Here is a 13836-nt window from a genome sequence, read left to right as displayed (position 1 = left end):
CCACAGGCTGCAAAAGAGAAATATATAAATAAAGGGGGGTCTTGTCCTTTATTATAGGAGCCAATCATGAAATGAACCTGAGTGGAATATTACAGGAGCGTTACAAAAATTCATTATGAGTATACGAATGGTAGAAGAAGAAGATAACGACTTGTCCTAGATTGAAACATGATGAGGAACTTGCTATCAAAAGCGAAGGCATTTTCCTGTTTATAAGCAACGGTGTAGGTTGGTAAAAGAATCGTTGGAAAAAAGCTCACTCGACCTTAGTAGGCCATCATACTAATAGATGGGCAGCTAATTTAATTTATAACTTAAGCAAGGGAACCCGCTCCTACATTTATTGTAGTAAACGGGTTATTTTCGTTTATCAGTGCAGTGCTAAGCAGCATCTGAGAGAAGGGGGGCGATAAGATGAGTTACAGATTTAGGTTTTAGAAACAGGAGAGGGTCTTTTAGGCCATAATTATATTTTACTAGAGTATTTTGAAGGATAAATTTGATACATTGATCCCATAATTTATGGTAAAATTAATAGTCACCTAATTATGGTGATTATTAATTAAATTCTTAATAGTGAGGTGATTTAGAAGATAATAGAGTTACAACCTAATAGAATCAATCATCTTCTTCGGTATTACCACATTATTTTGTGTTAATATATAATTTTTTTCATCAGGGGAGGATTGACCGATGTTTTTTGCTTCACCCAAGAAGAAGTTACGTCGCATTACTGCATCGTTAACTGTGCTGAGTGTCTTGTGCGCAACGATGTTTGCTGGAGCTGCGTTTGCTTCGCCCGTAGTAATACCCGATCCGACAAAGATTCAGATCGGTGTAATTCCAATGGTTTCAGGTGCAGTACATCAAGGGGAGACAGTAACGTTTGCGGCTGGTCTGTCAAATATACCTGTAGCCGATGAAGCTGGTATATCGTCTTTAAATTTCAACATCAATTTCGATTCAACGGTATTTGATCTTGAGGGCTACACATTAGACGGAGAATTGCTGCAACCTTCAAACTACATATTGAGTCCAGCTCTAATAAGCGAGGGTTTCAGTGTGGAAGACGTAACGATCACTGAGGATGCTGGAATGGGTTCTCTGAACTTCATTATTCTTGGAAACGAGACATCACCTTTGATCACTACGGAAACGAGCACTTTTATAACCTTCAAACTTAATGTGAAGGCTGACGCTCCCATTGGTGCATCAGAAGTTAGTATCTCGGTTCCAGAGGGTTTAGGTTGGATTTCCGACAGTGACTACAATGAGGTGCCAGCGAACAAGATTCAGTCTATCTCAGGTAATGTAGACGTTGCGGCTTTGCCAGTCCTTGATGGGGTAACGGCAAATGCTGATGCCTTATCGCTTATGATGATGAGTGGTTCGACTCAGGTGCATTTACAGGGTCATAAAACGGATAACTCGTCAGTTGACTACACGAACCTAGCAACATGGACTTCAAACAACCCAGTAGTTGCGGCAGTAAGTCCAACTGGTTTAGTGAAAGCAGGACCTTTGCCAGGAGTTGTTACAATCACAGGTACATACGGTGGTTTTTCATCAAATGTACAAATTTCGGTTGTGCCTGTAGTTATTCCACCGCCGCCTACGCCGATATTCTTAAATCTACAAGGGTCAGACACGTCCGTGGCTTTAGAAGGGGTGGAGGATTCGAAAGCTATTACAGTTTCGGAGATCTACTCAATGGGTGCCCCTGTTGACGTAACGTACTCTGGTACTTGGGTATCTCAAGATGTGAACATCGCAACTGTTGAGGACGGTTTGATCATGGCTCAAGGAGAAGGGTCAACAACTGTGACTTTCACAAATGGTCATGGATCGTTAATTATTCCTGTAACGGTAGGTGTGGCTTCTTCAGAGCCTGAGTTCGTGAGTATTCGTTTTGCGAACAGCACAAATCAATCTTTCGAGATTGGTGTCCCTTGGTCGTTGGAGCTTCTAGGTAAATACCTCGACAATGCAGAAGAAGATTTAGATCCATCAACTTTGACTTACACAATCGACGACCCTAATATCGCTACAGTTTCTGAGGACGGCGTATTAGAAGGGGTATCGGCTGGTATGACGATGTTGACGGCGACTCTTAATGGTGTAGGTTCAGTTTCGACTTACATAATGGTAGTAAGTGACGCTGAAAACCTACCAGCTCCTGCAGGTTTTGGAATCGTACCTGCACTTGACGGTATCGAGGTAGGTAGTACAATCCCATTCAAAATGATGATTAGTTTCGTAACACCTGTAGATGGTCTTGACGGGTATGATTTCGGTCCTTACACATCTTGGGAGTCTTCCGACGATTCGTTAGCTACAGTAGACGAAAACGGTAATGTAACGGCTCTTTCGGAGGGTACGGTAACAATCACAGCGCATGTGGCGTTACTTGGTGATTTTAACTTGGAGTTAGACTTAGTGCCAGGTACTATATCAGTTGAGCCTAAGCTTACGGCTTTGAGTGCAGACTCGGAGAATTTCGGACTTTCAATAGGAGCGGAACATCAATTCGTACTAACTGGTACATACGATGATGAAAGCACTGCTGATGTAACATCCCAAGCGACTTGGTCTTCTGACGATGAGGATGTGGTAACGGTATCCGAGAGCGGTAAAGTCACGGCAATCGGAGCAGGTTCAACTCAAATTCACGCAACAATTGGCGGGTTGACTCACGACATTGCAGTCACGGTAACCGGTTTAACGGTATCGAGTTTCACAATTGAGCCATCATCTGTAAGTATCACGACTGGCTCAACGAAGCAATTGAAAGTCAACGCAGTACTTTCTGATGCAAGCGCAGCTGACCTTGCTGCTGACGCTGATTACACATCAAGCAATACAGCAGTAGCAACTGTTTCTGATGCTGGTCTAGTAACTGGGGTAGCGGCAGGAACGACAGTAATCACGGTTGAATTGGGTGAAATCACACACAATATCACGGTGACGGTATCGGCAACAAGTGGGGGTAGTGAAAGTGGTACTGGTGGTACTGGAACTGTAGTCCTCCCGCCAGTAGAAAGTTTACCTGACCTAACGTTGAAGAACAAATATAACAATCAAGCTCTTGAAGAATTAAGAAACAAAGGTGCTGAAAATCCTACTACCTCGCCATACACTGATGTACCTTTAAGCAGCAGCGCAGCGGTACCTATTGGAAGAGCTACTAACATGGGAATCATCACTGGTTACGGTGACGGTTCATTCCGTCCTAACGCAATAATCACTCGAGCCGAGTTCGCAACAATTGTATCCCGAACATTTGGTTTAGTTAATACTGGTGCTGAGTTCTCAGATACTGCAGGTCATTGGGCCTCCCAGCAAATAGAAGCCTTAGCTTCGGCAGGGGTATTAACTGGCTACACTGACGGTACATTCCGACCAAATCAAGAGATCACTCGAGCAGAGATCGTAACAATTCTCTCTCGTTTAATGGATTACAAGGCACCAACAACTTCGACATTTAACGATGTAGAAGGAAACTGGGCTTCCCAACAAATCGAAGCATTTGCTAGTGCCGGTATTGTAACCGGAAAATCGGAGTCTGAGTTTGCACCTAACGATTCGGCAACTCGTGCTGAATCTATAACGATTCTAATACGTTTGTTGGACAAAATCACACAATAAGTTAGTCGAAGAGTAGAATAGATATAAGAGTCGTCGCATAGCGTAGAAGCGCTTGCGACTCTTATTTTTTTATATTTTACTATTATGGTGCATATTGGAACTATATAATAATTATCCGTAGATATAGTAATCGATAGAAGATGGAGAGCTCTTGCACTTCTCTTACATCATCAGTCAAAATAGTCAATCTGGTTTGTAAACCAAGCAAAAAAAGAACGCTTATCCTTTTGGGAGTTGGCGTTCTTTCGTTGTTTGTGTTCATTAATGACATTGTCACGCAATACTGTCATAAAGAATAAAAAGTCACCTAATGATATACGATGCTGTTCCTGATTGATAGATTCCAGCACCTATTTTCAAAATACCCACATCTTCTCGCATTCGAATTTTCACTATATTACGTCATGATCGAGGAAATTTCCTCCAAAGAATTTGGTAAGAGAATGCTTAACCGCTCAAACAGGGAGTCAGGATGATGTTGATTGACTAACGATATTGAAGGAGCTGTCGTGGACAGCTCCTTTAGTTATCTCATTTGTTACAATAATATTGTATTAAAAACTGAAAATGCTAAAATTTCATTGAATAATTCAATATATTTGAAACAAACTGTTGACTTTGCCTGGAAAATGCCGATATACTCTCGATATATTAGATTAATTGGATAAAATGAGGTGATGAGACAACGGTGGTGTAAGGGGAAAATCGACACGAGCAGTCATTGATGAAAGCGCTTTAATTAATTCGATGAGGTGATGAATTTGATGTTGAAACGAAGTTTATTTGCTATTCTGTGTGTGCTGCTCTTGATTGCCCCTCAGGCGGCATTCGCCTATAAGAATCCGGCATCGCTGCCAGACGAATGGGGACAATATGGCCTTGGCGACCCTTATGTGTTGAAGTTTAACGGTACCTATTATTTGTATGTGAGCACGAGAGATACTGATATCGGGGTCAAAGTGTGGAGCTCGCCAGACCTTGTCAACTGGAGCTATGGAGGATTGGCCGCAACCGATCCGCTTACGAAGGGAGCCTACGCTCCTGAAGTCGTTTATTGGAACGGATATTTCTACATGTATACCTCTCCTGCCGGCAAAGGTCATTACGTGCTGCGCAGCGAGAGCCCGACCGGTCCGTTCACGGTGCAGACGGGCAATTTGGGCAACTCTATCGATGGCAACGTCTTCATTGACGATGATGGCAAGTGGTATTTCTATCATGCGAACGGAGCGGGAATTCTCGCGGCTACGATGCCTACGCCGACGACGATCGGCAACAGCGTCAATACGGGTGCAAGCATGGACGGTTGGACGGAAGGCTCTACATTGTTCAAGCGCAACGGCAAATACTATATGACGTATACCGGCAACCATGTATTCAGCAAAGGCTATCGGGTCGACTACGCAGTCAGCACAAACCCGCTCACGGGATTCGTGCGGGATACGGATAACCCATTACTGATTAGTACGGAAGGTCCGACAGTCGGTCTCGGCCATAATACGGTTGTCGTTGGCCCGAATCTGGATGCCCGCTATATCATCTACCACAATCTCGAAGGACCGGGCATTGTCGGACCTCTTCGCCATATGGGGATGGACCGGATCGTGTTCAACGGGGATAAAATGTCGGTGCTCGGGCCGACGACAACCGAGCAGCCGGATCCGGAGATGCCGGATTTCGAGGACCGGTTCAATGGCGCGGAACTCAGCCCGGCGTGGACGAATGTGGACGGTGGCAGCTGGAGCGTTGATTCCGGCCTTCTGCGGCAGCAAACCGCCGGTACTAGCAGACTGGTGACCACTGCTGCAACCGGAAGCAGCTATACGGCAGAATTTAACCTGCAGCTGGCTGAGTCCAGCGATACCGGCAGCCCGCGGCTCGGGGTCGTATTCTCCTACAAGGGCGATAAAGATTTCGGCACAGCGCTGTTAGATCCGGCGAGCAATTCGCTACAGACGCAGTTCCGGGTGAACGGCACCGATCTGGGATGGGTAGCGAGCACGCTTCCGGAAGGGTACGATTATACGAAGCTGCACAATATCCGGGTTGAGAAAGCAGGAGATACGTTCAAGATCTACGTCGACGGCATGTTGAAGCAGACACGCAACGTGATGCTGGGCGGCGGCGGCATCGGTTATGTAACGGAGAACACGAAGGCTAATTTCGGTTATACTGCTTTCAGCAACGACGTAAACGGCAGCAGCGATTTTGACGCCGCGAAACCGGTTCCGGGTCAAGTCGAGGCCGTTCATTACCTGTCAGGCGGCGAAGGGGTCGGGTATCACGACCAGACAGCGGGTACAATCGGCGATTACCGCGGAGAAAGCGTGGATACGGGCAAAGCAGATGACGGCACCTCACATATCACTGCTTTCGAGAAAGGCGAATGGCTGCAATACCGGCTGAACATCGCGGAAACAGGCAAATACGATATCGATCTTTCTTATGCGGATGCAGTCCCGGGCAGCAAGGTACAGCTCACTCTGGATGGTGGACAGCCGCTGGGCGAGTTTGAGCTGGAAGGAGACACTGACGCTGCTGGTGCAGGATGGCAAACCGCACAGCTGAATGGGGTAGAACTGCCGGCAGGGGTTCATACCTTGAAGGTCGCTGCCGTATCGGGCACTATCTCGCTGGATAAGCTGACGTTCCACCGGCACGTGGACGTTCCCGTTCTCTTTGATAACTTCGATGATGGACAGGATGACGGCTGGAAACGGTATGAAGGTTTCTGGAGCGTGAAGAGCGACATTGCCGAGGAGGAGCAGGCTTACGACGCTTATCATCCGATCCCGGGTGCGATTGGTACGGTCCACTATATCTCCGGCGGCGAAGGTGTCGGTTATCATGAGAATACACTCGAAAACATCGGCGGCCAGTACCGGGGAGATTCGGTCGACATACGATCCAATCCGGTCGATGGCGGTTACAACGTCGGCTGGAACCAGACGGGCGAATGGCTGAAGTATAACATTGACGTAGCGGAAGCCGGATCCTATAACGCAGAATTCAAAGTGGCTACTACGCTGGATGGAGGTCAGATCCGGCTGTGGCTGGACGATACGACGGATCTTACCGGCATCGTGGATATTCCGAAGACCGGTGACTGGAACATCTGGAATGTGGTGCAAAAATCCGGTGTTACACTCCCGGCAGGCAAGCATACGCTGAAAGCCGAGACGGTCCGCGGAGAATTTGATTTTGCAGGTATAGCGCTGACGAGGATGGATCAGCCGATACCAGTACCCGGCGTCATCGAAGCCGAGCACTACAAGCCCGGCGGTGAAGGCGTAGGCTATCATGATTTGACTCCTGCGAACATTGGGGGCAAATACCGCAGCGATAAGGTCGACATTAGATCCGCTGCATCCGGCGATCAGATCGTAGGCTGGAATCAAACAGGCGAATGGCTGAAGTACAACATCCGTGTCGCGGAAGAGGGACTCTACGATCTCGACTTGTGGGCAGCTACGACGTTTACGGATGCACAAGTCCGGCTATGGCTGGATGACACGACTGACTTGACAGGCGTACTGGGCGTTCCTGCTTCCGGCGACTGGAATAAGTGGAAATCGGTGACGAAATCCGGTATCCAGCTGCCCGCTGGCGATCATGAACTGAAGGTCGAAATTGTGAAAGGCGAGTTTGACATGACGAGACTGTCGCTCACCCAATTCGATAAGCCGCACGTACTGCCCGGATTTATCCAGGCTGCTGATTATAAGGCAGGCGGCGAAGGTACGGGCTACCATGATCTGACTCCCGCCAACATCGGTACGGAATACCGGAATGAAGCGGTCGATATCCGCCGGAATGCGGGCGGCAGCTACAATGTGGGGTGGAACGCTACCGGCGAATGGCTGGACTACAACGTAGATATTGCCGAGGCCGGCGTGTACAACGTCGATTTCGTGACCGCTACATCGATGGACGGAGCAAAGGTCCGGCTGTGGCTCGACGATGCAACCGATCTAACCGGTGAAGTTGATATTCCGAATTCCGTCACCTGGGAGAACTGGGCGACAACAACGAAGCAAGGCATCTATCTCCCGGCGGGTGCACATACCTTGAAGATCGAAACCGTCAAAGGTGAATTCGACTTCCAAGGAATACGGATTCATCAGAATCCGGTCGAACCGAAGGTTGTTCATACCGGCGAATATCAGGCAGCGGTCGGCAGCTTCGCGAAGACGACGATCGGGGATGCCAATTGGTCGGATTACAGCGTGGAGTCCGATATCAAGCTGATTAGCGATTCCGGTGACGGGGGCATTCTGTTCCGTGCGAGCAACCCGGCTCACGGCAAGGAGCTGAATCAGAACAATGCGAACTTCGTGCAAGGATATGTCGCGTACCTGAACAAACAGGGCGTTCATCTCGGTAAGCTGAATTACAGCTGGACCTATTTGACAGGGGTGCCGCTCGAGGTGAAGACAGGCGAATGGAAGCATGTAAAAGTCGTTGCGCAGGGTGCACGCATCCAAGTGTATGTCGATGATATGAGCAAGCCGGTTATCGACTATACAGACACTAGCGGCAGTCCATTCACACACGGCAAAGTCGGCATGCGGACATTCATGAATGAAACGAGCTACGATAATTTCACGGTTCTCCCTGCCCCCATTAATGCTCCTGCAATCAGTCAGTTGCTGGATTTGTTTGGTTCAGCCGGACAGTTAGACGAGAAGATAAGGAAGCAACTGGATAAGGAGCTTGAGCATGCAGCTGATGCGGTTAGCAAGAAGAAGCCGGATTGGAAGCAGGGGATCAAGCATCTGGAGAATTTGCTGAATCAGCTGAATAAAGAGAAGAAGCAGGAAGAGGTTTCCGATCAAGTAAAGATAACGCTAAATCGGAGCGTTAACGCACTCATTGAGGTGTGGAGCGAAAATCTGGGCAAGTAGCCGACAATGCCCCTGCCAAGAGGCGTCTAACTAATAAGAACGTCCCTGTACCGAAGGAGCTTCGGTGCGGGGATGTTTTGCGTTATTGTATAGGAAATTATGATGGTAGTCGATAGGATTTTGTTTTATTGGACATCTGATGATTACGCTAGCGTAAGAACGTTTGTTGAAGTAAAGGGCAGGATAATTCAATCGTTTCTCGAATACTTTCTGAGTTGGATAATTTTATAAGTTTTGTGAATATAACGTATCTGAAAAATACGCAATGATTATTTTTCGAAGGGATGATTAAATTGAAGCAAGGGTTATTAGTTTTTCTAAATGGAACTTCAAGTTCCGGAAAGACCTCCATATCGACTGAACTGATAAATCAGAAAGAGATTCTTTTTTATCATTTATCTATTGATGATTTTTTTAATAATTACAATGAATTTATTAATAATAAATTTCCAGATGAACCTATAAGAGCAGTAGATGATCAAGTTGTCGCACAAATACTTGATGATTCCATAATCTCAGTGTACTATTCGACAATTAAATTGTTATCAGAAATGGGTTTTAATGTAATCGTAGATACCGTAATCAACAATGACAAGAGGTTTAATGAGTTTCTTGATCAATTTTTCGATCATCCTACGTTATTTATAGGTGTAATATGCTCGAAAGAAGAACTCATAAGAAGAGAGCAAGCAAGAGGAGATAGAAAGATTGGACTAGCAGCTTCACAGTTTAGCAAAGTATATTGCTTTAATGAATATGACCTTGAAGTAAATACTGAAGAGTTAAATCCAATAGAATGTGCCGAAAAGATATTAAGTTTTATTAAGTCCAATAAGGATTACTCGGTATTTAAGAAATTAAGTAAAAGAAATGTTAGTGCTTCCTAGAGGGCGTATCCGACAGATAACACCATATTCAAGTATTGGGGCTATCGCCCCTACGGTCTGCCCGATGGATTTCTGAAATAAGCTAACGTAAGAACGTTAGTTGAGAAAAACACAATGGCAGCTGATCCAGATGATCAGTTGCCATTTTTTATTGAAGTAAAGGGCAGGATAACGAAAATAACATCTTTACTTCAGTAAATATTCTAACTATAATTACAGTAAATATTTGGTATGTGTGACTGGCGTAAACGTGGAGACCCACGAGGGAGCACATATTGTCATATGCCGTACGCCTGGGCAGAGGTAAGGGAGAGGTATCCCTTACCTCTGTGTGTTTTAGGCGGTAAGCATGATGGTCCAGAGAGAATGCGCTCGATCTGATTTTTAAAAAGTCGAAATAGATGTGTGCTGGATTAACAATCAGATTCATTCAGGGAGGGAATAACATGCTATACGAGTTGCGAATCTATACGATTTACGAAGGTCGAATGAATGCCATTCAAGACAGATTTAAGGAGCATACGTTTAGAATTTTCACAAGACTGGGAATGAAGGTCGTGAATTTCTGGATAGATGCAACAGGCCAAAATAAACTATATTATGTGATGGAATTTAAGGATATGGCGCAGCGTCAAAGGCTATGGGAGCAGTTTAAGAAAGACATCGAATGGATTCAAGTAAAACGCAACTCGGAAGAAAACGGAGGGCTCATAGTCGAAAAAATTGATGAATATTTTATGAATCAAGCTGAATTTTTCGGATTGGGAAAATGAACTAACTGAGAACAATAGCTCAATAGAAACAGTACGGCAGTTCATATATGATGAGCTGCCGTTTTCTCAACTAATGGGCAGTTATGCGCAGTAAAGCGGGGATAATAAAGATAATATCGATTATGGATTGGTAATTGTAATAATGTAAGGAAAATGAAAATAGTACCGATGAATGCTCGCTTCATCGGTACCATTATCTCAGTTCGACTTTCTTTACCCCATACTGTTTACCTTACCCCTGCGCAGTGGGGCGGACAACAAGCTCGCCTACATCAATATCGGCCGGCTGCTCGATCGCAAACGCAATAGCTCTGGCGATAGCTTCCGGCGGCATCGCGAATTCACGGTACTCTTCGAGCTTGGCTTTTATCTCTAGATTTGTCATTGTTTCCGCGGCGTTTGTCCGCGTCGAGCCAGGCGAAATGATTGTCACGCGCAGCTTATCGCCGGCCTCCTGGCGCAAACCCTCGGAGATGGCACGCACGGCAAACTTCGTGCCGGCATAGACCGCCATGTTCGGCACAATGCGATAGGCTGCTGTAGAAGCGATGTTGACGAAATGCCCGGAGCCTTGTTTGCGGAAGAGAGGCAGCGCTGCCGCAATGCCGTACAGAACGCCTTTAATGTTGATGTCAATCATCGCCTCCCAATCCTCGACACGCAGTTCATCGAACGGGGAAATTGGCATAACGCCGGCATTGTTGACCAGAACATCAAGCTTGCCGAACTGCTCACATGCCAACTTGACGAGGTTGGATAAGTCGTCGCGCCGTCTCACGTCTATGGCTGCATAGGCGGCTTCACCGCCTACATTCGTGATGCGGTCCGCCAGAGCCTCAAGGCGATCCAATCGGCGCGCCCCAAGCACGACTTTCGCACCTCGCTCAGCGAGCAGAAGTGCAGTCGCCTCACCAATTCCGCTGCTTGCGCCTGTAATGACGATAACTTTATCTTTGATTCCCGACATTATTACATTTTCGTTCGTTGTCACAGCCCAGTCCTTCTTTCATCTGAATATTGTCTTACACTTTGAATTATAAGAAATATCCTATTGAACCAGGTAGACGATTCATGCGCGTTCCTTGCCTATTCCTGTCCGGTTTCGTTACAATATCATTATCAGATTGTACGAAAAAGGATTGTGATTAAGCTTGAACCAACTCGTTTCCGAGTTAGCTCGGCAAATTGCACGCTATACGCCTGTGGATGGTACGCACAAAACAGCGATTCCGGAACTTTGTTTCAGGCGTGCATCCGAGGAATCAGAACCGACGCATACCCTTAACATGCCATCACTTTACGTAATTGCCCAAGGCTCAAAGACTGCCACATTAGCCGGGGAAAGCTTCCGGTTCGATCCGGGCACGTATATGGTTGCCTCCGTTCATCTGCCGGTTATCGGGGAAATTATTCATGCATCGCCGCAGATGCCGTACTTAAGCTTAGGATTAACACTTAACCCAGATGTCGTTCTGGATTTAAACAAGAAAACTAGCCCGCAGAAAAGGGGAGAGACGGGACGGGGCATTTTGGTCAATCCATCCACCCCTCCTTTTCTAAATGCTATTCTGCGCCTCGTCAATCTTTTAGATACCCCCACCGATATCGAGATGCTAGCTCCGCTCATCATCAGAGAAATATTTTACAGGGTGATGCAGGGCGAGCAAGGGGCGTTGATCAGGCAGTTTTCCGTGATCGGTAGCTATGCACAAGGCATTTCAAATGCAATACATCTGATCAACCGTGATTATTCCAAGTTGCTCATTATTGAAGAGTTAGCGAAACAAGTAAGTATGAGCCCAACATCCTTGCACAAGCATTTCAAAAAAGTAACGGGAATGAGCCCGCTGCAGTATCAGAAGACCATTCGGTTGCAATCTGCACGTCGATTGATGCTTACGGAAGGCTTGGATGCTGCAACGGCAGGATTTCGAGTCGGTTACGAAAGCCCTTCCCAGTTTAACAGGGAATATACCCGTTTATTCGGACGCCCGCCGATGAGAGATATCAATCACCTGCGCGATTCTTTATTTGAACTTCAGTGAATTGTTTATTTCGAAGTAAACTCTATTTAGTCACTTCACGCGAATGTGCTAGCTGTCAACTCTTATCCTCTTTTTGCAAAATTGGACAGTGACATTGTACCCTCGTTTCTCATACTCAGCTAAACTAAACATTCCTGTATAGCCTAAGAAATGGCCTTTGTCAAAAAAGAAGCGCCTCGGTATGATGGGTTTGTCCACGGGTTTGAAACCCTTATGCTGCCTGTGGGAAAACTCTGGTTGAATCATAGGCTTCGTTGCTTTTCGCAAGACCGACAAGCATACGTGCCACTTTACCACATAATTTCATGACAGATTTCATTTTCTTAAGTTTCTTTTTCTTTACGTTGTAATGATGTAAAGCTTGAACCTCTGGATTCGTCATTACCATACACATCGTTCGTTTAACCCCAGCATGACGCTTTAAATTTTTCGTTTTACAGGAATTCTAACGGTGAACATTAGTTTAAAACAATAACCGGTAACAGATCAGAGATCCGCTGCCGGTTTGTTGTTGAAGTAAAGGGCAGATTTGCGCAACAATTGATTGTATTTCACGTCCTAATTTATGGGAGAATTACGAAGGGTGGGAAATGCGTGAGAATTGTAATGTTTGTTGTTCTGTTAATTTGCTTCATTATGACAGGATGCACGAAATATGATCTAAAAATTACGTCAGAGCAGATTAAAGCCTCTTTGGAGTCGAAAGATATTCAGTTATCAGAACCACAAGAATTAAGTTCACAGAACGTATTTATTAAGACTTTAAATAATGTTAAACCTGAATTTTTTGCAATAAATGCAAATCAGCTAATTAGCTTCTATGTCTATCCCTCCCGCCAAGAAGCTGAAAAAGGGATAAAGGATTTCGGAGAGAGTACAGCAGCTACTGAATTGTATATACACAGCGAATACCAAGTAGCGAATGTTATATTATTTTACGAATATGCAGGTTCTACAAAGGATGAACGGGTTGAAGAGATAATGAAGGAATTTCAGGTTACGAAGTAATCTATATTCACTACTTGTCATTAAGCTATCGGGGAACTATAGTTCAAATAACGAGAGAAATATTGAAAATGTCCAATCAACCGAAAAAGTCTTCTGCAATATACGCAGTAATAGTAGTTCTTTGTGTCATTACTTCTATACTGAGCATCTTGTATGGATTATTGGTATATGGCTTTGATGGGCATACTAAAGAATTTTTCGTAACAGCATTAATAGCAGTAGTTGCTTGTTTGTTGGCGATAATTTTATTCTAAAATGCCGGACGACAAGAATCCTCTTAATATGAGGCTTTATTGAATAAACAAGAACTTCTATACAAACGACGGTAGTAGATATAAGTGGTTAACTAACATCAAGTGATAGAATGATTGGACAGATTTTTGATCTTATAAGAAGCCTGGTTCCTTAGTGGAACCGGGCTTCCGTTTTTTTGCGCTGTATTTACTCAAATTTCTTTACGTTACGGGCTGAGTGCTCTACAGATTGATTTTGCTCGAATACCTCTGCAACTTCCTCGGCGGAAAATTCCGTGTCGTTTGAACCTGGCACCGGCATTTTGTTCATCTTCGTACTC

At 45.3% G+C, this 13836-nt stretch carries 7 protein-coding genes, 1 pseudogene and 1 riboswitch; of the genes and pseudogenes, 6 read left to right on the top strand and 2 right to left on the bottom strand.

Features of this window, described 5'->3' with window-relative positions; translation table 11 throughout:
* Nucleotides 1-693: 693 nt before the first annotated feature.
* From AB4Y93_RS10575 to AB4Y93_RS10560, 4 genes are all read left to right on the top strand, one after another.
* Complete coding sequence (locus tag AB4Y93_RS10575; RefSeq protein WP_441891642.1) at nt 694-3645, top strand: Ig-like domain-containing protein; 2952 nt, start codon at nt 694-696, stop codon at nt 3643-3645.
* 764 nt (nt 3646-4409) lie between these two features.
* Entirely contained in the window at nt 4410-8549 is a 4140-nt protein-coding gene (locus AB4Y93_RS10570) for a carbohydrate-binding protein (protein ID WP_441891640.1), read from the top strand.
* A gap of 293 nt (nt 8550-8842) precedes the next feature.
* The gene (locus AB4Y93_RS10565) at nt 8843-9436 is read left to right on the top strand and encodes a chloramphenicol phosphotransferase CPT family protein (protein ID WP_441891638.1); all 594 of its coding nucleotides are present in this window, start codon (nt 8843-8845) and stop codon (nt 9434-9436) included.
* A 225-nt stretch (nt 9437-9661) separates the two neighbouring features.
* Nucleotides 9662-9742, top strand: a riboswitch (ZMP/ZTP riboswitch).
* Between the two features lie 140 nt (nt 9743-9882).
* Nucleotides 9883-10209, top strand: a complete 327-nt coding sequence (locus AB4Y93_RS10560; RefSeq protein WP_441891636.1) for an NIPSNAP family protein — start codon at nt 9883-9885, stop codon at nt 10207-10209.
* 232 nt (nt 10210-10441) lie between these two features.
* Here AB4Y93_RS10560 and AB4Y93_RS10555 read toward each other — a convergent pair whose 3' ends face one another.
* Entirely contained in the window at nt 10442-11176 is a 735-nt protein-coding gene (locus AB4Y93_RS10555) for an SDR family oxidoreductase (RefSeq protein WP_441892529.1), read from the bottom strand.
* 184 nt (nt 11177-11360) lie between these two features.
* On the opposite strand from AB4Y93_RS10555, the gene AB4Y93_RS10550 reads away from it, so the two are divergent.
* Nucleotides 11361-12254, top strand: coding sequence for an AraC family transcriptional regulator N-terminal domain-containing protein (locus AB4Y93_RS10550; RefSeq protein WP_441891634.1), 894 nt, complete (start codon nt 11361-11363; stop codon nt 12252-12254).
* A 211-nt stretch (nt 12255-12465) separates the two neighbouring features.
* Here the strand turns inward: AB4Y93_RS10550 and AB4Y93_RS10545 are convergent.
* Nucleotides 12466-12651, bottom strand: a pseudogene (locus tag AB4Y93_RS10545) (IS110 family transposase); the annotation flags it as partial.
* Nucleotides 12652-12848: 197 nt separating this feature from the next.
* On the opposite strand from AB4Y93_RS10545, the gene AB4Y93_RS10540 reads away from it, so the two are divergent.
* Nucleotides 12849-13262, top strand: a complete 414-nt coding sequence (locus AB4Y93_RS10540) for a hypothetical protein (RefSeq protein WP_441891632.1) — start codon at nt 12849-12851, stop codon at nt 13260-13262.
* Nucleotides 13263-13836 lie beyond the last annotated feature (574 nt).

Origin of the sequence: Paenibacillus sp. YAF4_2, assembly GCF_052113225.1 — a bacterium.
Lineage (GTDB): Bacteria > Bacillota > Bacilli > Paenibacillales > Paenibacillaceae > Pristimantibacillus.
Note: the sequence above shows the minus strand (reverse complement) of the source record. Positions and strands in the feature narration are given on the sequence as shown.